The sequence below is a fragment of the Sanguibacter gelidistatuariae genome (assembly GCF_900096585.1).
GTDB classification, from domain to species: domain Bacteria; phylum Actinomycetota; class Actinomycetes; order Actinomycetales; family Cellulomonadaceae; genus Sanguibacter; species Sanguibacter gelidistatuariae.
The window spans coordinates 109368-128855 of record NZ_FMYH01000005.1 but is presented as its reverse complement, the minus strand read 5'-3'; the positions used below and the strand labels follow the sequence as shown (position 1 = coordinate 128855).

17 protein-coding genes are annotated in these 19488 nt (G+C 70.6%); 10 read left to right on the top strand and 7 right to left on the bottom strand.

The features are described from left to right. Position 1 precedes the first annotated feature (1 nt). Complete coding sequence (zapE, locus tag BLQ50_RS12045; RefSeq protein ID WP_093183990.1) at positions 2 to 1039, bottom strand: cell division protein ZapE; 1038 nt, start codon at positions 1037 to 1039, stop codon at positions 2 to 4. A gap of 38 nt (positions 1040 to 1077) precedes the next feature. Here zapE and BLQ50_RS12040 point away from each other — a divergent pair, with 38 nt between their 5' ends. The 3 genes from BLQ50_RS12040 to BLQ50_RS12030 are packed head-to-tail and all read left to right on the top strand — an operon-like array spanning position 1078 to position 2867. Then, positions 1078 to 1569, top strand: coding sequence for a SufE family protein (locus BLQ50_RS12040; RefSeq protein ID WP_245701163.1), 492 nt, complete (start codon positions 1078 to 1080; stop codon positions 1567 to 1569). Beyond that, positions 1566 to 2372, top strand: a complete 807-nt coding sequence (locus BLQ50_RS12035) for a dihydrofolate reductase family protein (RefSeq protein WP_093183989.1) — start codon at positions 1566 to 1568, stop codon at positions 2370 to 2372. Before BLQ50_RS12040 ends, BLQ50_RS12035 begins: the two co-directional genes overlap by 4 nt. A 9-nt stretch (positions 2373 to 2381) precedes the next feature. Then, positions 2382 to 2867: a hypothetical protein gene (locus tag BLQ50_RS12030; protein WP_093183987.1), complete on the top strand. Its 486-nt coding sequence runs from the start codon at positions 2382 to 2384 to the stop codon at positions 2865 to 2867. A gap of 79 nt (positions 2868 to 2946) precedes the next feature. Here BLQ50_RS12030 and BLQ50_RS12025 read toward each other — a convergent pair whose 3' ends face one another. Together BLQ50_RS12025 and gndA are read right to left on the bottom strand one after the other, a co-directional pair. Further along, entirely contained in the window at positions 2947 to 4194 is a 1248-nt protein-coding gene (locus BLQ50_RS12025; RefSeq protein WP_093183986.1) for a carboxylate--amine ligase, read from the bottom strand. Then, a complete protein-coding gene (gene gndA, locus BLQ50_RS12020) occupies positions 4195 to 5634 on the bottom strand; it encodes an NADP-dependent phosphogluconate dehydrogenase (RefSeq protein ID WP_093183984.1) in 1440 nt (479 codons plus the stop codon). 150 nt (positions 5635 to 5784) lie between these two features. Between gndA and BLQ50_RS12015 the strand changes: the two genes are divergently transcribed. The 7 genes from BLQ50_RS12015 to BLQ50_RS11985 all read left to right on the top strand — a co-directional run bounded on the left by BLQ50_RS12015 (position 5785) and on the right by BLQ50_RS11985 (position 13819). Continuing rightward, positions 5785 to 6360: a DUF3000 domain-containing protein gene (locus BLQ50_RS12015; protein ID WP_093183983.1), complete on the top strand. Its 576-nt coding sequence runs from the start codon at positions 5785 to 5787 to the stop codon at positions 6358 to 6360. Between the two features lie 82 nt (positions 6361 to 6442). Further along, positions 6443 to 7816 (top strand): ribonuclease D, encoded by a 1374-nt coding sequence (locus BLQ50_RS12010; protein WP_093184346.1) that lies wholly within the window; start codon positions 6443 to 6445, stop codon positions 7814 to 7816. A 10-nt stretch (positions 7817 to 7826) separates the two neighbouring features. After that, positions 7827 to 8828 carry a lipid II:glycine glycyltransferase FemX gene (locus BLQ50_RS12005; RefSeq protein ID WP_093183981.1) on the top strand — a complete coding sequence of 334 codons (1002 nt, stop codon included), beginning with the start codon at positions 7827 to 7829 and terminating at the stop codon, positions 8826 to 8828. A 153-nt stretch (positions 8829 to 8981) separates the two neighbouring features. Further along, on the top strand, positions 8982 to 10250 hold the full coding sequence (locus BLQ50_RS12000) for a thiolase family protein (protein ID WP_093183979.1): 1269 nt from the start codon (positions 8982 to 8984) through the stop codon (positions 10248 to 10250). Between the two features lie 12 nt (positions 10251 to 10262). Next, entirely contained in the window at positions 10263 to 12404 is a 2142-nt protein-coding gene (locus BLQ50_RS11995; protein ID WP_093183978.1) for a 3-hydroxyacyl-CoA dehydrogenase NAD-binding domain-containing protein, read from the top strand. A gap of 285 nt (positions 12405 to 12689) precedes the next feature. Continuing rightward, the gene (locus tag BLQ50_RS11990) at positions 12690 to 13526 is read left to right on the top strand and encodes a sulfurtransferase (protein WP_093183976.1); all 837 of its coding nucleotides are present in this window, start codon (positions 12690 to 12692) and stop codon (positions 13524 to 13526) included. Beyond that, complete coding sequence (locus BLQ50_RS11985; protein WP_093183975.1) at positions 13523 to 13819, top strand: DUF1416 domain-containing protein; 297 nt, start codon at positions 13523 to 13525, stop codon at positions 13817 to 13819. The genes BLQ50_RS11990 and BLQ50_RS11985 overlap by 4 nt, the downstream gene beginning before the upstream one ends. 130 nt (positions 13820 to 13949) lie before the next feature. Here BLQ50_RS11985 and pflA read toward each other — a convergent pair whose 3' ends face one another. The 4 genes from pflA to BLQ50_RS11965 form a co-directional block, all read right to left on the bottom strand. After that, positions 13950 to 14846 carry a pyruvate formate-lyase-activating protein gene (gene pflA, locus BLQ50_RS11980; RefSeq protein WP_093183973.1) on the bottom strand — a complete coding sequence of 299 codons (897 nt, stop codon included), beginning with the start codon at positions 14844 to 14846 and terminating at the stop codon, positions 13950 to 13952. Between the two features lie 101 nt (positions 14847 to 14947). Continuing rightward, entirely contained in the window at positions 14948 to 17227 is a 2280-nt protein-coding gene (gene pflB, locus BLQ50_RS11975; RefSeq protein WP_093183971.1) for a formate C-acetyltransferase, read from the bottom strand. 116 nt (positions 17228 to 17343) lie between these two features. Then, a complete protein-coding gene (locus tag BLQ50_RS11970; protein ID WP_139185814.1) occupies positions 17344 to 17937 on the bottom strand; it encodes an adenylyl-sulfate kinase in 594 nt (197 codons plus the stop codon). Positions 17938 to 18118: 181 nt separating this feature from the next. Next, the gene (locus BLQ50_RS11965; protein ID WP_093183969.1) at positions 18119 to 19420 is read right to left on the bottom strand and encodes a TrpB-like pyridoxal phosphate-dependent enzyme; all 1302 of its coding nucleotides are present in this window, start codon (positions 19418 to 19420) and stop codon (positions 18119 to 18121) included. Positions 19421 to 19488 lie beyond the last annotated feature (68 nt).

The window sequence follows — 19488 nt, the reverse complement described above, 5'->3', positions numbered from 1 at the left end:
ATCAGGCTGCCTGATCCACGAGCGTCCGGCCGTCCTGCGCGAGGGACCCCAGGCGTGAGAGCGCCCGGAAATACTTCTTGCGGTAGCCACCGGTGAGCATCTGCTCGCTGAACAGGTCGCTCAGCCCGGACCCGCCGAGCAGGACCGGGACGTCGCGGTCGTAGAGGCGGTCGATGAGCACCACGAGGCGCAGCCCGGTCGACTGGTCGGTGACCGGGTGCACGCCGGTCAGGCCGAGCAGCGTGACACGGTCGAGCAGGGCGCCGTACTTGCTGGGGTGCACCCGGGCGAGGTAGCCGAGCAGCTCGTCGAAGTCGTCGATCATCGCCCCGCCGCGCCCGGCGACCGCGCCGGACACGGCGTCGTCGGGCAGGCCGAGCGACTCGATGACGATGTCGCGCTGGCGGTAGTCCTCGCCGTCCACGCGCATGATCTCGAAGCGGGCGGCCAGTGCCTGGATCTCGCGGAGGAAGTCCTCCGCGGCGAAGCGTCCCTCGCCGAGGGAGTCGGGCAGCGTGTTCGACGTCGCGGCGAGCGCCACACCGCGGTCGGCGAGCTCGCGGAGCAGCCGCGACATGAGGACCGTGTCGCCCGGGTCGTCGAGCTCGAACTCGTCGATGCAGACGAGGCGCTTGGTAGCAAGGGCCTCGACGGTCTTGGCGAAGCCGAGCGCGCCGACGAGGTTCGTGTACTCCACGAAGGTCCCGTAGTACGCGGCGTCGGGCCCGACAGCGTGCGCGAGGGAGGCCAGCAGGTGCGTCTTGCCGACGCCGAATCCGCCGTCCAGGTACACCGCCACGGCCTTCTTCGGGGCGGCCGCCCGCAACCGTCGCAGCCAGCCGCCCGAGCCGCCGTTCAGCAGCTCGGTGACCTCGGCGAGGCGCAGGACGGTCGTCTGCTGGCTCGGGTAGCGGGGGTTGGCCCGGTAGGAGGCGAAGGAGGCTCCGGCGAAGTGCCGCGGGGGCACGAGGTCAGCCAGGAGTCGTTCGGTCGGGACATGGGGACGGACCTGGGTCAGGTGCGTCGTAGCGGCAGTCACGAGTCTCCAGTCTACCGGCGACGGCCTACGCTGGAACTGTGTCGATCACCACTACGCCCTCGTCCGGTACCCCCGCCCTCCCCTCGGCCCTCGCCGCGCTGATCGAGGAGTTCGGGGCCCTCGCCCCGGCCCAGCGCCTCGAGATGCTCGTCGAGATGGGCGCCGAGGTTCCCGACCTCCCCGAGCCCTACGCGAGCGACCTCTCGCGCATGGAGCAGGTCATCGAGTGCCAGTCCCCCGTGTACGTGGCGACCGAGGTTGCCGCGCCGGCCCCGCATCCGACCACGATCTTCATCAGCGCCCCCGCGGAGGCGCCCACCACGCGAGGCTTCGCGGGGGTGCTGAGCGAGGGGCTCGCCGGGCTGTCCGCCGAGGAGGTCATCGCCATCCCCTCCGACCTGCCTGCGCGGCTCGGGCTCGGTGCGCTGATCAGCCCGCTGCGCTTGGGCGGCATGGCCTCGCTCCAGGGCCGGATCCAGCGCCAGGTGCGCGACCGCCTCGCGGTGCTGTCCGCCGGGACCTCCGTATGAGCGACGACGGGCCGCACCTGTCGGTCCTCGTGGCGACCGGGCCCGGGGCTGGACCGGGCACCCGGCTCGCACCCGACCCGGCCGAACGCGAGCTGTCCGCGCTCTACACCCACCCGCTCCCGACCGCCGGTCGCACCTGGCTGCGCGCCAACATGGTCACGACGATCGACGGCGCCGCGTGGGGCGCGACGGGCCGCTCGGGGTCGATCAACAACTCCGCGGACTTCCGCGCCTTCTGCGCCATGCGCGCCATGGCCGACGTCGTGATGGTGGGCGCCGGGACGGTCCGCACCGAGGGGTACACCCCCGTCGAGGTGCCCCCTGAGCTGGCCGCCACGCGCTCCGCGGCGGGGCTCGCGCCCGGGCTGACGACCGCCGTGGTCACCCGGTCGGGGCACCTGCCGGACGCCTTCTTCACGCCCGAGGCCGCGTCGTCGTGCCTCGTGCTGACGACCGCCGAGGGCGCCCAGGCGCTCGAGGGCCGATTCCCGACCGAGCGGGTCGTCGTCGCCGGGATCGGCGACGTGGACCTGCGAGCCGGGCTGGCCGAGCTGGCCCGCCGGTCCCTGCCGCGGGTGCTCTGCGAGGGCGGACCGACGCTGCTCGGCGACCTGGTGGCCGCGGGGGTCGTCGACGAGCTGTGCGTGACCACGAGCCCCCAGGTGGTCGGTGGACCGGCCACCCGGATCGTGCACTCGACGTCGTACCTGCGCCCACCGGCCGCGGCCAGGCTGGGCCACCTGCTGGTCAGCGACGGTGTGCTGCTCGCGCGGTGGGTCGTCGCCGACGAGGGGCCGCAGTAGGGTGTTGGCGTGACCGACACCATTCTTGTGCTGACCGAAGACACCCTCCTCTCCGCAGACGCGGAGAAGATCGTCGCGCTGCACCGTGACGACGACGTGCGCTACCGCGTCCTCGTCCCGGCCGACACCGACCGGAGCCTGCTCGGCGCGATCTTCGAGCACCTCGGCTCCGGCCAGTTCAAGGAGGCCTGGGAGGACGCGACCGAGGGCAAGCCGTCCACGAACGAGGCCAAGGCGGAGGCGGGCGACCAGCTCGCCGGGAGCATCACCGCGCTCGCGGCCGCCGGGGCTTCCGCTTCGGGCCAGATCATCGACGAGGACCCGCTGCCCGCCCTGCACACCGCCATCGCGGCCGAGGACATCCTCGAGGTCGTCGTCGTGAGCTACCCGCACCTGGTCGAGGACACCTTCCACCGGGACTGGGCCTCCCGCGCCCGCGACGAGCTGCACGTGCCGGTCCTGCACCTGTACTCCGGGACTTCTGAGCTCGGCTGAGCCAGACCGGTCAGCGAAACAGCGACGGCCGGCCCCTCCCGCAGGAGGGGCCGGCCGTTGTTGTCGGCGCCGTGGCGGTTCAGTACCCCGTGTCCGTGGGACGCGGGTAGAACTGCTTGTACTTGCGGTAGAAGTTCGCCGTCATCGCCCACACCGTGGCCCGACGACGCAGCCCGCCGTCACGGGAGTACTTCAACGGGTGCACCACGCCACCGCGGCGCACGACCGCACGCAGACGCGCGCGCAGCCCCGGTTCGAGGATGTAGCGCATGAGCAACCGCACCGGGACGACCGTGTAGAGCACCTCGGCCGAGGCCCGCACGGGCTCGATCCGGTTGCCGTGCACGAGGTCTTCCACGAGCACCCGGGCCGGGTTGGCCCCGGCCGCGGTGACGTAGTAGTTGTTGCGACCGATCCGCGGGTTCATCTCGAAGTACACGTGGCGCCCGGTGCGCGGGTCCCACTTGTAGTCGAAGTTGGCGAAGCCTAGGTAGCCGACCTCGTGCAGGAACCGGCTCGCCGCTTCCATGGCGTCCTCGTACTGCTCGGTGAGGATGGCCGCCGGAATCCCGAGCGTGCCGGGGGTGTGCTCCTCCAGGAGCACCCGGCCCGTCGCGAGCAGGGTGATGTCCCCGTGGGAGTCGCGGTAGGCGGTCAGCGACCGCATCTGCGTCTCGTCGCCGGGGATGAGCTCCTGGACGAGGAACGTGCCGGGATAGCCGGCGTCGACCAGGTGGCCCAGCAGCTCGTCGAGCTCCGCGCGGGAGTCCACGTGGTGGATCTTGCGTTTGCCGGGGAAGGAGACGTAGTGGTACTCCGCGCTCGAGGACGGCTTGGCCACGACCGGGAACTCCAGATCGACCTCGAGCTCGGCGACGCGCGCCCGGCCGCCGCGCGCCACGAGGTCCGCGACGTCGACCGGGACGGTGCGCGGCGTCGGGATGTCCAGACGGTCGCAGACAGCCGCGAAGGACTCCTTGCTCGAGACGACGTCAAGGACGTCGAGGGAGCAGAACGGCACGAGGTAGTGCTTCTCGAGCCGCTCGCGGTTCTCGATGATCGCCCGCACGTACCAGTCGGCGTTGGTCAGCAGGACCAGCCGCACACCCGCGTGCGCCGCGGCCAGGTCCTCCAGGGCCGCCACGAGCACGTCGGCGTCGTCGATCCCGGGGACCACGACGTTCGTCACGAACGTCGAGTCCGTCATCGCCCGAGTAGCGACGCTGGACAGCGCCACCGCGGGCGTTCCGTACTGCTCGTGGAACGCCCGCAGGAGCGCGTACACGCCGATGTCGCCCCCGACACCGACAGGGAGGAACTCAGTCATTCAGGACTCTTGCGTCTCGCTGCGGTCGCGGGACCACTCGGTGTGGAAGACCCCGGCCTTGTCGACGCGGTTGTACGTGTGCGCCCCGAAGAAGTCACGCTGGGCCTGGATGAGGTTGGCCGGCAGACGCTCGGCGCGCACGCCGTCGTAGTAGGACAGCGAGGAGCCGAACGCCGGGGTGGGGACCCCGTTGAGCGCGGCGAGGGAGACGACCCGGCGCCAGGAGGAGACGCCCTCGCCGATCTTCTGGGTGAAGTACGGGTCCGCGAGCAGCAGCGCGAGGTTCTCGTCACGCTCGTAGGCCTCGGTGATGCGGTTGAGGAAGCGGGCCCGGATGATGCAGCCACCCCGCCAGATCCGCGCCATCGCGCCGCGGTCGATGTTCCAGCCGAACTCGACCGACGCCGCGGCGATCTGGTCGAAGCCCTGGGAGTACGCGACGACCTTGGAGGAGTACAGCGCGAGGCGGACGTCCTCGATGAAGGCCGCGCGGTCGGTCACGTCCCACGTGCCGGCGTCGGCCACGAGCACGCCGGCGGCCGCCGTGCGCTGGGGGACGGAGCCGGACAGCGCGCGGGCGAAGGTGGCCTCGGCGATGCCGGTGATCGGCACGCCCAGGTCGAGGGCGTTCTGGACCGTCCAGCGGCCGGTGCCCTTCTGCTCGGCGCGGTCGAGGATGATGTCGACGAAGGGCTTGCCGGTCTCGGCGTCGACGTGCTGGAGCACGTCTGCGGTGATCTCGATCAGGAAGGACTCGAGGTCGCCCTTGTTCCACTCGGCGAAGATCTCACCGATCTCCTTGGCCGAGGCGCCCAGACCCTGCTTGAGCAGGTCGTAGGCCTCGGCGATGAGCTGCATGTCGGCGTACTCGATGCCGTTGTGGACCATCTTGACGAAGTGACCGGCGCCGTCGGAGCCGATGTAGGTGCAGCACGGGACTCCGTCGACCTTGGCCGAGATGTCCTCGAGGATCGGGCCGAGCCACTCGTAGGACTCCTTGGAGCCGCCGGGCATGATCGAGGGGCCGTTGAGCGCGCCCTCCTCGCCGCCGGAGACGCCAGTCCCCACGAAGTGCAGGCCGTGCTCCTTGAGCTCGGCCTCGCGGCGGATGGTGTCGGGGAAGTGCGCGTTGCCGGCGTCGATGACGATGTCACCGGCGTCCAGCAGCGGGACGAGCTCGGCGATCACGGCGTCGGTCGGGCCGCCGGCCTTGACCATGATGACAACCTTGCGCGGCTGGGCGAGGGAGGCGACGAAGTCCGCCATGGACTCGGACGGGATGAAGTCGCCGTCGGAGCCGTGGTCTGCGATGAGCGACGCCGTCTTGGCGTAGGAGCGGTTGTGCACGGCGACGGTGTACCCGTGTCGAGCGAAGTTCCTCGCGAGGTTGCGACCCATGACCGCAAGGCCGGTGACGCCGATCTGTGCGCGTGCAGACATCAAACTTCTCCTTCGTCGCTTCAACGTGTTCCGTCCAAGAATAGCCGCGACCGCTCCCGCGGCGCCGACCATCTCACGTGGATGACATTCCCAGGCCCACGGGCGTGCCTCGAACCCTTTGTCAGACGCCGGACCTACAGTGCGAGGGTGATGAACGCCGCCGACGCCGAGATCCCCATGGTCTTCGCGCGCGCCCTGGCATCGTTGCGGTCTGCGGCCACCCGATCCGGCCTCCTGCTGCGCGAGGTCCCCGGGCCCACCCGGGTCGCGCCCTACGCCGTAGCCCTCACCGGCAGCCTCCTGCGACCCGGAGCCGACGACGACGACCTCGCGGACGGCCGCTTCATCGTGCTGCACGACCCGGACGGCCAGGCCGACTGGCAGGGCACCTTCCGGGTGGTCACCCTCGTGCGGGCCGAGGTCGACACCGACATGGGCGTCGACCCGCTGCTCAACGAGGTCGCGTGGACGTGGATGACCGACAGCCTCGCCGACCACGTCGGCGACGTCGACGCGCTCGGCGGCACGGTGACCCGCGTGGTCAGCCAGACCTTCGGCGTGATGGCCGAGCGAGCCGGCAGCGTCGAGCTCGAGATCCGCGCCTCCTGGACTCCCCGCACCCCCGACCTCGGCGACCACCTGCTCGCCTGGGAGCAGATGCTGGCAGCCGCGGCCGGTGTACCGCGCCTGCCCGACGGCGTCAGCGCGATCCACCGACGCCGCTGACGGATACCGCCTGACGCACCCGGTCCACCCGTTCCGGCACGGCGTGACCAGGATCGTCGGTCACGAGGAATACCGTGGAGCCATGAGCTCACCAGCACCGGCCGGCGGCCCGGCCACCCAGGAACCCGCACTCACCGAAGCAACGCCCGCCGCGCCCGCCGCGAACACAGACGCACCTGAGGTACCGACCGGCCCGGTCGTCACGCCCCTGACCACCCCCGCCGGCGGCATCCCCCCGGTCGTGGCGACCCCCGCAGCGCTCGCGCGCACGGTCAAGGCCTTCGCCGCGGGCACCGGCCCCGTGGCCGTGGACGCCGAACGTGCCTCGGGATACCGCTACGGCCAGAGCACCTACCTCGTGCAGCTGGCACGCCAGGGGGCCGGCACGGCGCTCATCGACCCGATCGCACTGCCCGACCTCTCCGCGCTGAGCGAGGCGCTCGAGGGCGTCGAGTGGGTCCTGCACGCGGCCTCCCAGGACCTGCCGGGCCTGCGGGAGCAGAACCTCCTCCCGTCGTCGGTCTTCGACACCGAGGTCGCTGCCCGGATCCTGGGCATGGAGCGGGTGGGACTCGCCGCGGTCGTCGCGGAAGTCCTTGGCCTCGGGCTGGCGAAGGAGCACTCGGCCGTGGACTGGTCCACCCGCCCCCTGCCTGAGGACTGGCTGCGCTACGCGGCCCTCGACGTCGAGGTGCTCGTCGAGCTGCGCGAGCAGATCGGTGCCCGGCTCGAGGCCGCCGGCAAGTCCGAGTGGGCGCGCCAGGAGTTCGAGGCCACCCGCCTCGCTCCGCCGCCCGCGCCCCGGGTGGACCCGTGGCGCCGGGTGTCTGGATCGCACACGCTGCGCCAGGCCCGCCAGCTCGCCGTCGTGCGTGAACTGTGGCTCGCCCGCGACGAGAATGCCCGACGCCGCGACGTCGCCCCCGGCCGCGTGCTCCCCGACCGCGCGATCATCGCCGCGGCGCAGGCCATGCCGCGCTCGGTCCCCGCCCTCACTGCGCTGCCCGCCTTCTCGGGCAAGGGCACCCAGCGCCGGGCGGTCCTGTGGCAGTCGGCGATCGACCGGGCGCTTGCGCTGCCCGCGAACGAGCTGCCTCCGCTCAACGCCCCGCGGACCGACGCCCCGCCGTCCCCGCGGGTCTGGGCCGAGCGGGACCCGCTCGCCGCCGCCCGCCTGGAGGCGGCACGCGCCGTCGTCGGGCAGCTGGCTACCGACCATCACATCCCGGTCGAGAACCTTCTCCAGCCCGACGCCCTGCGCCGGCTGTGCTGGAGCCCACCGACCACGATCGACGAGGCGTCCGTGGCGGAGCTGCTGCGCTCGCGCGGGGCGCGCGAGTGGCAGGTCGACCTGCTGTCCGGCGAGCTGGCGGCCGCTCTCGCGGCCGCGAAACCGGCGCCCGTGTCGACCGGTGCGGCGGCTAGCGGGGCGACCGGTGCGCCCGCGTCACGGTAGGGTCTGAGAAATGCTCAGCATTGGTGTGTGCACGGATCTGGCCGCGTGGGACGAGCAGGTGGTGGCCTTCGGCGGCAACCCGTTGCAGCTGGCGGGGTGGGGTGAGCTCAAGGCCGCGCACGGGTGGCGCGCCCTCCGCCTCGAGGTGCGCGACGACGCAGCCGGCACCCCCGTGGTCGCCCTCGCCCAGGTGCTCGTCCGTCCGCTGCCGGGGATGTTCCGGGCTCTGTGCCACGTCCCGCGCGGGCCGGTCATGGCCCCGGGGACCTCGATCGCCGACCGCTCGGCCGTGTGCGACGCGATCGCGGTCTACGCCCGGGCGCAGGTCGGCGGCGTCGGCATCACCTTCGAACCGGACTGGCCGGCGGCCGACCCCCTGACGATCACCGGCGCGGTCCCCAGCCCCAACCCGATCTTCATGGCCGAGACCCTCATCCTCGACCTTGCCCTCGACGACGACACGCTCTTGGCGCAGATGGCCAAGAAGACCCGGTACGAGGTCCGCAAGTCCCAGCGCAGCGAGTGGGACATCACGCCGGTGACGACCGAGGCGGACCTCGCCGACGTGCTCACCCTCTACCGCACGACCTCCGAGCGGGCCGGCTTCGGCATCCACTCCGACGGGTACTACCGCGACGTGCACACCTTGCTCGGGCAGCACTCCCTCCTGCTGCTCGCCCGCATGGACGGGGAGCCGGTCGCGTTCTTGTGGATCGTCGAGTCCGGTACGACCGGGATCGACCTGTACGGCGGGAGCAACGACGCCGGTCGCAAGGCGCTCGCCAACTACGCGCTCAAGTGGTCCGCGATCAAGTATCTCCGCGAGCGCGGGGTGACCCGCTACGACCTCAATGGCCTGCTCGGCGACGACGTCTCGGCCTTCAAGCGCGGCTTCGCCAACCACACCGACACCCTTGTCGGAAGCATCGACGTGCCGTTCTCGATGTGGTACTCGGCGTGGAACAAGGCCCTGCCGGCCGCCAAGAAGGTCGTCCGCCGGCTGCGCGGCTGAGCTCAGCCAGGGGCCGGTCCGGTTCCAGCAGGACGTCCCGAGACTAGTTCGGGCTCCTCGGTGCATTTTACTGAAACTCCCGGTAGCATGTACCCGACGCGCAGGTCCCAGACCTGCGCCCTGGACAACGTCGTCCGCCAGTCAGGAGTCTTGATGCCCACCTCGGCCACCCGCCCGACCGTTCGCTCCGTCGTCTTCGTCGAGGGGGTCCGCACCCCCTTCGGCAAGGCCCGCCCCGACGGCCTCTACGCCCACACCCGCTCCGACGACCTCGCCGTCAAGGCCGTCCGGGAGCTGCTGCGCCGCCGCTCCGAGCTGCCCCCCGCCCGCATCGACGAGGTCGCCCTCGCGGCGACGACCCAGCGCGGTGACCAGGGCCTGACCCTGGGCCGGTCCGTCGCGGTGCTGGCTGGGTTGCCCACGACCGTCCCCGGATTCGCGATCGACCGGATGTGCGCGGGGGCGATGACCGCCGTGACCACGACCGCCTCGGCGATCGGGTTCGGCCAGCAGGACGTGGCGCTGGCCGGCGGCGTGGAGCACATGGGCCACCACCCGATGGGCTTCGACGCTGACCCCAACCCGCGCTTCGTCAGTGAGAAGCTAGTCGACTCCACGGCGCTCGTCATGGGTGCCACGGCCGAGAACCTCCACGACCGCTTCCCTCACCTGACCAAGGACCGCGCCGACGCCTACGCGGTCGCGAGCCAGGCAAAGTACGCCGCGGCGCTGGCCGCCGGCCAGATCTCCCCCGACCTCGTCCCGGTCGCCATCCGCTCCCCCGAGCTCGGCTGGGGGCTGGCCACGGCCGACGAGCTCGCCCGTCCCGGGACGACCGTCGCGGACGTCGCCCACCTCAAGACCCCGTTTCGTCCCGGTGGGCGGATCACCGCCGGCAACGCCTCCCCGCTCACCGACGGCGCCGCGGTCTGCCTGCTCGCCGACGGCGACACGGTCGCCGAGCTCGGGCTGCCGGCCCGGATGCGCCTGGTCTCCTTCGCCTACGCTGGCGTGCCCCCGGAGGTCATGGGGATCGGTCCCGTCCCCGCGACCGAGCGTGCGCTCGCCAACGCCGGCCTGAGCATCGAGGACATCGGCTTGTTCGAGATCAACGAGGCCTTCGCCGTGCAGGTGCTCACCTTCCTCGACCACTTCGCCATGCCCGACGACGATCCGCGGGTCAACCTCTATGGCGGTGCGATCGCCGTGGGTCATCCCCTCGCCTCCTCCGGGGTCCGCCTCATGACCCAGCTCGCGCGGCAGTTCGCCGAGCATCCCGAGGTGCGGTACGGGCTCACGACGATGTGCGTGGGCCTGGGCATGGGCGGCACCGTCATCTGGGAGAACCCCCACCACGCGGACTACTCCGGGCACACGTCCGCGCCTACGCCTGCCGCATCCACCGCACCGACCGAGAACTGACAGGGAGCCGACATGACCACCACCCGCCCCGACGCCCCGGTCGAACGCGTCACGCACACCCTCGTGCGCGACGTCGTGCTGCCCTCGGGCGGCATCCTCGCCCTCCTCACCCTCGACAACGGGCTCGACCACACCAAGCCCACGACCCTCGGGCCACTCGGCCTCGCCGAGCTGGAGTCCGCCCTGATCGAGGTCTCCCGGCGGGCCGGCCACGGCGAGATCACCGCCGCCGCGGTGACCGGCAAGCCGTACTTCCTCGCCGCCGGGGCCGATCTCACGGCCGCGAGCGCGGTCACGACCCGAGCCGCGGCCCGCGAGCTGGGCGAGGCCGGCCACCGCGCCTACCGGCTGCTCGCCGAGATGGCCGTGCCGACCTTCGCCTTCGTCAACGGCGTCGCCCTCGGCGGCGGGCTTGAGCTCGCCCTCGCCTGCACGTACCGCACGATCTCCTCCGACGTCCCCGCCGTGGCGCTGCCCGAGACCTCGCTCGGCCTCGTCCCCGGCTGGGGCGGAAGCTATCTGCTGCCCCGCATCGTCGGGATCGAGCGCGCGATCGACGTGATCCTCACCCGTCCCGCGGCGAACAAGCCGTACCAGGCGGCCGAGGCCTTCCAGATCGGCCTCGCCGACGCCCTGCTCGACGCCGCCGACTTCCTCGAGGAGTCGATCGTGTGGGCAGACGCCGTCGCGCGCGGGGAGATCGTCGTCGATCGTCCCCCGCTCGCCCCGGCCCAGGTGTGGCAGGCCACGGTGGCGGCCGCGCGCGAGCGGGTGGACGCCGTCGTGCACGGGTCGCGGCCCGCGCCCTACCGGGCGCTGGACCTGCTCGCCGCCGCCCGGGACACGGACATGACCACGGCGTTTGCGGCCGAGGACGAGGCGCTGGCCGACCTCATCATGAGCGACGAGATGCGCGCGAGCATCTACGCCTTCCACCTGGTCACAGCGGGCAAGCGGCCCACCGGCGCGCCGGACGCGGCCCTGGCCAGGCCGGTCACCCGGGTGGGGATCGTCGGTGCGGGGCTCATGGCCGCCCAGCTCGCGCTGCTCTTCGCCCAGCGGCTGGGGGTCCCGGTGGTCATGCGGGACCTGGACGCCGAGCGGGTCGAGCACGGCCTCGCATCGGTGGCCGCGACCGTCGACAAGCTCGTGGCCACCGGCCGGATGGGCGCCGGCACGGGCGCGCAGCTGGTCGCATCGATCCACGGGACGACGCAGATCGAGGACCTCGCCGGCTGCGACTTTGTCATCGAGGCCGTCACCGAGGTGCTCTCGCTCAAGAAGCGGGTGTTCGCCGAGCTCGAGGGGATCGTCTCCCCCACCACGATCCTGGCGACCAACACGTCGGCGCTGTCGGTCACCGAGATGGCGGCCGGCCTCGCCCACCCCGAGCGGGTCGTGGGGCTGCACTTCTTCAACCCGGTCGCCCAGATGCCGCTCGTCGAGGTCGTCGATGCCGCCACCGACGACGCCACGCTGGCGACGGCCTTCGCCGTCGCGAAGAAGTTGCGCAAGACGGCCGTGCGAGTAGCCGACCGCCCGGGCTTTGTCGTCAACCGGCTGCTCGTACTGCTGCTCGGGGAGATCGTCGGGGCGGTCGAGGACGGCACGCCGGTCGAGGTGGCCGACCGCGCACTGCGTCCGCTCGGCCTGCCGATGGGACCGTTTGCACTCTTCGACCTCGTAGGGCCGGCGGTCGGGCTGCACGTGCTCACGTCGCTGCGCGAGGACCTCGGCGACCGGTTCCCGGCGTCGCCGGGGCTCGAGCGGATCGTGGCGGAGAAGATCCCGGTCGTGCTGGCGGCCGCCGGGCGGGGGCTGCCCGCGGACGTCGACCCCGCCCTGCAGGCCGTCTTCGAGCCTGCGCCAGGCACTTCCCCGGACCGCCCGCAGGTCGTCCTGGACGAGGCTGGGGTGCTTGACCGGGTCCTGACGTCGCTGACGACCGAGATCGGTCTCATGCTCACCGAGGGCGTGGTCGCCGGACCGTCCCAGATCGACCTGTGCATGATCCTCGGCGCGGGATGGCCGTTCAGCGCCGGCGGGATCACCCCGTACCTCGACCGCACCGGCTACTCCGAGCGGGTGCTCGGACGCCGGCTCCTCCCCGACGGCGTGGCCAACGTTCCAGCCCTGACGGGCCGTGCCGGATGACATCTTCCGCGGCGTGAACCTCCTCGGCCCGCCGGACGGCCCCGCGCACACCGCGCGGGGCCGTCCGGCGTTTCCGGTGAGAGGACCAAGTCTCGACTAGCGAGACGGTGGAGTTGCCGAATCCGGAATTTTCCATATAAAACTACGACGATTCCAGTTACATTCGACCATCTGGTGAGACGGGTGCTGTGCTAGCCGATTCGCTCGATTAGCGTCATGAACGCCAACATGACCGACACGATCCACAGCCGACTGCTGCGGACACCGACGAGGAGAATTCCGCACATGGCACGCACCGACGTACTCGTCTCCGCCGACTGGGCCGAGACCAACCTCAACGCACCTGGGCTCGTGTTCGTCGAGGTCGACGAAGACACCGCGGCCTACGACAAGGGCCACCTGACCGGGGCGATCAAGCTCGACTGGAAGACCGACCTCCAGGACCCCGTCCGCCGCGACTTCGTCAACAAGGCCCAGTTCGAGGCCCTCCTCTCGGCGAAGGGCATCAGCAACGACGACACCGTCGTGCTCTACGGCGGCAACAACAACTGGTTCGCCGCCTACGCCTTCTGGTACTTCACCCTCTACGGCCACACCTCGGTCAAGCTCATCGACGGTGGCCGCAAGAAGTGGGAGCTCGACTCCCGCACCCTGAGCGACGAGACCGTGACCCGCGCCGCTACCACCTACGTGGCCCAGGAGCAGGACCTGTCCATCCGCGCCTTCCGCGACGAGGTCGTCGCCTCGATCGGCGACAAGAACCTCGTCGACGTGCGCTCGCCCGAGGAATTCGCCGGCACGATCCTCGGCCCGGCGCACCTCCCCCAGGAGCACGCCCAGAAGGGCGGCCATGTCCCGTCCGCGATCAACATCCCGTGGAGCAAGGCAGCCAACGACGACGGCACCTTCAAGTCTGACGACGAGCTCTCCGCGCTCTACGGCGCGGCCGGCCTGGACACGACGAAGGCGACCATCGCCTACTGCCGCATCGGTGAGCGCTCCAGCCACAGCTGGTTCGTGCTCAGCCAGCTCCTGGGTCAGGCCGACGTCAAGAACTACGACGGATCCTGGGTCGAATACGGCTCCCTCGTGGGTGTGCCGATCGAGGTCGGCGCCAAGTGACCTCCTGCGCGGCGCCCGACCAGAGCCTGCCAGCGGCTCCCCTGGCCGACGGCGCAACCCTCATCGAGGGGACCATCAGCCAGTCGGGCGCGCCGGTCGCCGGCGCATACGTTCGCCTGCACGACGCGAGCGGTGAGTTCACCGCCGAGGTGGTCAGCAGCCCGGAAGGCAGCTTCCGGTTCTACGCAGCCCCCGGCGCCTGGGAGCTGCGCGCGCTCTCTCCGAAGGGCAACACCCGGGGCGAGCTGACCGCCGCGATCGGCCTCAACCGTGCGGAACTCGTGCTCACGTAGTATTCTCCGCATTCCGAGGGCGTGCGGGCACCAGGTTGATCCCGGGGGGGAATCGATGATCTGGGGCTCGCACGCCTTCGCTGTCTCCACAGCCGCACTCAGCGGGTGGGGTCGGGCTCAGCGGGTGGGATCAGTAGACGGTCAGGCCTCGTGCGCGGAACTGGTCCCGCACCCGCTCTACCTCTTCGGCCGTCGGCGGAAGGGTGTCCTCGAGCTCGTACTTCATGCCGAGCGAGGCCCACTTGTCCCGGCCCATCTGGTGGAAGGCCAGCACCTCAACGCGCGTGACGGACGACAGCGACGCGGCGTAGTCCGCGATCGTCTCGATGTTGGCCGGGTCGTCGGTGAGCCCGGGGACCAGGACGAAGCGGATCCAGATCTCCACGTCCTTGTCCGCGAGCCGGCGGCCGAAGTCGAGGGTGGGCTGGAGCTCGCGCCCGGTCACCTTCTTGTACGTCTCGGGGTTTCCCGACTTCACGTCGAGCAGCACGAGGTCGATGTTCTCGAGCATGGCGTCCGTGCACGCGGAACCGAGGAATCCCGACGTGTCGATCGTCGTGTGGATCCCGAGCTCCTTCGCGCCGGCGAGGATGGTCGCCGCGAAGGCGGGCTGCATGAGCACCTCACCGCCGGAGATGGTCAGGCCGCCGCCAGTGGCGTTGAAGACCGCCTTGTAGCGCTTGATCCGGTGCAGCAGCTCCTCGGAGGTCACCGACTCGCCGTTCTTCATCTTCAACGTGTCGGGGTTGTGGCAGTAGAGGCAGCGAAGCGGGCAGCCGGCGAAGAACACCGTCATCCGGGTCCCGGGGCCGTCGACCGCGGTGACAAGCTCCCAGGAGTGGATCGACCCGAGGGTCCCGGCCCGCATCTGCTCGAGCCTGGAGCCACGGTCGAGGGCGCTGACCTCGAGCCCACCGGTGCCCACCCCGCTCGCCCGGCCGGTGGGGGCGGCGAAGTCCTTGTCGCCCAGCGCCGGCGCCGCGGCGTCCGGCACGGTGACCGTCGGCGTGATCGTGGTGCTGTTCATGGTGACTGCCTTCCGTGCTCGGGCCGAGCGTATGCGATGGTGGTCGGTGCCCACCGCGAGCGGTGGGCACCGACCCAGTCACCTCCGGAGGAGGTGAGTTCTCACGCGGACTGGTGGAACGTCCGGGTGAGGATGTCGAGCTGCTGCTCACGCGTCAGCTTGACGAAGTTGACCGCGTAGCCGGAGACCCGGACCGTGAGGTTGGGGTAGTTCTCCGGGTGCTCGATCGCGTCCTCGAGGGTCTCACGGTTGAGGACGTTGATGTTCGCGTGGAACAGGCCCTCCCCCATCCCTGCGTCGAGGATGCCGACGAGGTTGGCGACCTGCTCGTCCTTGGTGCGTCCCAGGCCGGACGGGGTGATCGTGTTCGTCAGCGAGATGCCGTCGAGCGCGTCGTTGTAGTCGAGCTTGCCGACCGAGAGCATCGAGGCGACCATGCCGTGGGTGTCCATCCCGTTCTCGGGGTTGGCGCCCGGGGCGAAGGGCTCGCCCTTGCGGTGACCGGAGGGGAAGCTTCCGGTCGCCTTGCCGTAGACGACGTTCGACGTGATCGTCAGGACCGACTGCGTCGGGACTGCGTCGCGGTAGAGCGGCAACGCACGGATCTTGTCCATGACCGTCTTGACCACGAGCTGGGCGATGACGTCGGCGCGGTCGTCGTCGTTGCCGTAGACGGGGAACTCACCCTCGGTGACGTAGTCGATGACCAGGCCGGTCTCGTCGCGGATGGGGGTGACCTTCGCGTGCTTGATGGCCGAGAGGCTGTCGGTGACGATCGACAGACCGGCGATGCCACAGCCCATGGTGCGGACGATCTCGGAGTCGTGCAGCGCCATCTCGATGGACTCGTAGGCGTACTTGTCGTGGCTGTAGTGAATGATGTTGAGCGCCTCGACGTAGGTGCCCACGACCCAGTCCAGCATGGCGTCGTACTTGGCCCACACCTCGTCGTAGGTGAGCGGCTCGTCCGAGGCGATCGCGTCGAAGCCCGTCACGATCTGCTTGCCGGTCATCTCGTCGCGTCCGCCGTTGATCGCGTAGAGCAGGCTCTTGGCCGCGTTGACGCGTGCGCCGAAGAACTGCATCTGCTTGCCGACCCGCATCGGGGAGACACAGCAGGCGATCGCGGCGTCGTCACCCCAGTGCTGGCGGATCTGGGTGTCGGACTCGTACTGGATGGCCGAGGTCTCGATGCTGATCGCGGCGCAGAAGTCCTTGTACCCCTGGGGCAGCTTGTCGTCCCAGAAGATCGTGATGTTGGGCTCGGGCGCCGGGCCGAGGTTGCGCAGGGTCTGCAGGAGGCGGAACGAGGTCTTGGTGACCTGCGTGCGGCCGTCGTCGCCGAAGCCTGCGTCGGACCAGGTGGCCCAGTACGGGTCGCCCGAGAAGATCTGGTCGTAGTCGATCGTGCGCAGGAAGCGCGTGATGCGCAGCTTGATGACCAGCGCGTCGATGAGCTCCTGCGCCTCGGACTCGGTCAGGGTGCCCTCGGCGAAGTCACGCTCGACGTAGGCGTCGAGGAAGGCCGAGAGGCGGCCGATGCTCATGGCCGCGCCATCCTGGGACTTCACGGCGGCGAGGTAGCCGAAGTACGTCCACTGGACGGCCTCCTTGGCGTTGGCGGCCGGGCGACCGAGGTCGAAGCCGTACTGCTCGCCGAGGTTCTTGAGCTTCTTGAGCGCCTTGACCTGCTCGGAGTGCTCCTCGCGGAAGCGGGCCCAGTTCTCCGAGAACGGCTGGTCGACGACGGAGTCCTTGTCCTTGAGCTTCTCCGACATGAGGAAGTCCACGCCGTAGAGGGCGACCCGGCGGTAGTCGCCGATGATCCGGCCGCGGCCGTAGGAGTCGGGCAGGCCGGTGATGATGTGGGAGGAGCGGGCCGCGCGGATGCGCGGGGTGTAGATGTCGAAGACACCCTCGTTGTGGGTCTTGCGGTACTTGGTGAAGATCTCCTTCACCTTGGGGTCGGGCTCGAGGCCCGCCTCCTTGATCGCGGTCTCGACCATCCGCCACCCGCCGTAGGGCATCATCGCGCGCTTGAGCGGGGTGTCGGTCTGCAGGCCGACGATGACGTCGTCGTCAGCGCTGATGTAGCCGGCCGGGAAGGCGTCGACGTCGGCGGGGGTGTGGGTGTCGACGTCGTAGACACGCTTGGCCCGCTCGACCGAGAGGAAGTCCTTCTCGAGGGTGTCCCAGATGGCGAGGCTCTTCGCCGTCGGGCCCGCGAGGAACGACGCATCACCCTCGTAGGGGTGGTAGTTGCGTTGGATGAAGTCGCGGACGTCGACGGCCGCGGTCCAGTCACCCTCGCTGAAGTTGCGCCATGGCTGGGGAGTGCTGGCACCCGTCGTGTTGGTGGTGCCTTCTGCTGTGGTGGTCATCGCCGTCTCCTTGGGGAATCCCTCGACCTGTTGATCTTGTCTTCAACACTAGGAAGAGAATGATGGGACGACTTGGGACCAAAGGCCCGAGAGTGCCTGGAACGCTGAGGTGTGCATCACACCCAGCCGCGGGCTTCCTGACCGCTCTCGCCGCCCATCTCGCCGCCGCTGCGCCGCGTCGGCGAGATCCACCCGGTGAGAGCGATGACGGCCTCCGCCACGGTCGTGATCGTCGCGCCGGTCGTGTCCACCCGCGCGACCCAGTCTGGGGTGCGTGACCGCAGGTCAGCGCTCCACCGGGCACTGCGAGCCAGGTGCTCGTCCAGCCCGGAGCCCTGCTCGCGCGCGCCCAGCCGAGCTGCGAGCTCCGGGCCGTCCGCCTCCAGCAGGACGGCCGTGACCTCCGCCCGCGGATCGACCGCATCACGGAGCTCGTCGGCCTCCAGCACGCTGACGGTGTTGACGTAGACAAGACGGCGCTGACCGACCTCGCGGTAGGTGCTCCACAGCGCCTGGAGGTTCGTCAGCGTGAGCCAGGGCCTCCCGGAGTCCATCGGTCCCGGGTAGCTCGCGTCGAGGTTGTCGCCGTCGATGAGCGCGTGGGCCACCCGCGCGCGCCGCAGCGCGGCGCTGACCTCGAAGGCCACACTCGACTTGCCCACGCCGCTCGCGCCGCCGAGGAAGAGGATCTGAGTGGGGGTCGCCGTCATGGCCCTGATCATGGCGCGGGCGCACCCGGCACGCAAGGCCCGACGACGCGGCGTCAGACCGGGCCGAAGGTCACTTGTGCTCTGGGTCACCCCGTGCGGGCACCACACGCGGGCGCTCGACACACGTCCGCGCCCGGCCCGCGGGCTGCGGGCAGGGCGCGGACGAGCGCGGACGAACGGCTCAGACGTACTCGGCGTAGGCCGGGAGGTCCAGGGCCCCGTTGCCGGACAGGCCGATGACGATGACCTCCGGCTCGGTGACCGTGCGGGCGTAGGCGAGCGCAGCCGCGAGCGCGTGGGTCGACTCCGGCGCCGGCACGATGCCCTCGACCCGGGCGAAGAGGATCCCGGCGGCGAAGGCGTCGTCCTGCTCGATCGCGACGGCCTCCATGAGACCCAGCTCAACCGTGTGGGAGACCATCGGCGACATCCCGTGGTAGCGCAGCCCACCGGCGTGGATCGCCGGGGGCACGAAGTCCGTTCCGAGAGTGTGCATCTTGAGCAGCGGCGTGAGGCCAGCGACGTCGCCGTGGTCGTAGCGGTACTCTCCCTGGGTCAGCGAGGGGCACGCGGCCGGCTCGCAGGCGACGACTCGGGTCGTGGTGCCCTCACGCAGATTCTTGCCGATGAAGGGGAAAGACAGCCCCGCCAGGTTCGACCCTCCCCCGGCGCAGCCGAAGACGACGTCGGCCTGGGCCTCCCCGGCCTGGTCGAGCTGGTCCAGGGCCTCGATCCCGATGACCGACTGGTGCAGCATGACGTGGTTGAGCACGCTGCCCAGGGAGTAGTGCGCGTTCGGGTCGCCGACGGCGACCTCGACGGCCTCGCTGATCGCCATGCCGAGCGACCCGGTCGTGTCCGGGGTCGCGGCGAGGATGGCCCGGCCGGCCTCGGTGAGGTCGGAGGGCGAGGAGTGGCACACGCTCCCGTACGTCTCCATCTGCATGCGGCGGTACGGCTTGGAGTCGTAGGAGGCGCGCACCTGCCACACCTCGCAGGTCAGCCCGAGCATGGAGCAGGCCATGGCCAGGGAGGCTCCCCACTGCCCCGCGCCGGTCTCGGTCGTGAGCTTGGTGATGCCCTCGATCGCGTTGTAGTACACCTGCGGCACGGCGGTGTTCGGCTTGTGCGAGCCGACCGGGCTCACGCCCTCGTACTTGTAGTAGATCCGCGCGGGCGTGCCCAGCTCACGTTCGAGCCGGTGGGCGCGCACGAGCGGGGCCGGGCGCCACTGCGCGTAGATCTCGCGGACGACCTGCGGGATCTCGATGTACCGCTCGGTCGACACCTCCTGGGCGATGAGCGCCATCGGGAACAGCGGCGCGAGGTCGGCCGGTGTCAACGGCTCACGCGTGCCCGGGTGCAGGTGCGGTGGCACGGGCGTAGGCAGGTCGGCGTTGAGGTTGTACCAGTGCGTAGGAACGTTCGCCGGGATGGAGAAGCCAATCGGCTCGAGGGAACGTGGGGTCGCAGAGGCGGGCATGGAGATCCTTCTGTCGCGGGTTCGCCGGCGGGCGACTCCCCGCCTCGAAGGCCGCGGGACCACCCGTC

Bases quoted from the DNA above. Each gene is read 5' to 3' on its own strand.
- BLQ50_RS12035 (WP_093183989.1), top strand. From the start codon at position 1,566: ATGAGCGACGACGGGCCGCACCTGTCGGTCCTCGTGGCGACCGGGCCC.
- BLQ50_RS12025 (WP_093183986.1), bottom strand. From the start codon at position 4,194: ATGACTGAGTTCCTCCCTGTCGGTGTCGGGGGCGACATCGGCGTGTAC.
- gndA (WP_093183984.1), bottom strand. From the start codon at position 5,634: ATGTCTGCACGCGCACAGATCGGCGTCACCGGCCTTGCGGTCATGGGT.
- BLQ50_RS12015 (WP_093183983.1), top strand. From the start codon at position 5,785: ATGAACGCCGCCGACGCCGAGATCCCCATGGTCTTCGCGCGCGCCCTG.
- BLQ50_RS12010 (WP_093184346.1), top strand. From the start codon at position 6,443: ATGAGCTCACCAGCACCGGCCGGCGGCCCGGCCACCCAGGAACCCGCA.
- BLQ50_RS12005 (WP_093183981.1), top strand. From the start codon at position 7,827: ATGCTCAGCATTGGTGTGTGCACGGATCTGGCCGCGTGGGACGAGCAG.
- BLQ50_RS12000 (WP_093183979.1), top strand. From the start codon at position 8,982: ATGCCCACCTCGGCCACCCGCCCGACCGTTCGCTCCGTCGTCTTCGTC.
- BLQ50_RS11995 (WP_093183978.1), top strand. From the start codon at position 10,263: ATGACCACCACCCGCCCCGACGCCCCGGTCGAACGCGTCACGCACACC.
- BLQ50_RS11990 (WP_093183976.1), top strand. From the start codon at position 12,690: ATGGCACGCACCGACGTACTCGTCTCCGCCGACTGGGCCGAGACCAAC.
- pflA (WP_093183973.1), bottom strand. From the start codon at position 14,846: ATGAACAGCACCACGATCACGCCGACGGTCACCGTGCCGGACGCCGCG.
- pflB (WP_093183971.1), bottom strand. From the start codon at position 17,227: ATGACCACCACAGCAGAAGGCACCACCAACACGACGGGTGCCAGCACT.
- BLQ50_RS11970 (WP_139185814.1), bottom strand. From the start codon at position 17,937: ATGACGGCGACCCCCACTCAGATCCTCTTCCTCGGCGGCGCGAGCGGC.
- BLQ50_RS11965 (WP_093183969.1), bottom strand. From the start codon at position 19,420: ATGCCCGCCTCTGCGACCCCACGTTCCCTCGAGCCGATTGGCTTCTCC.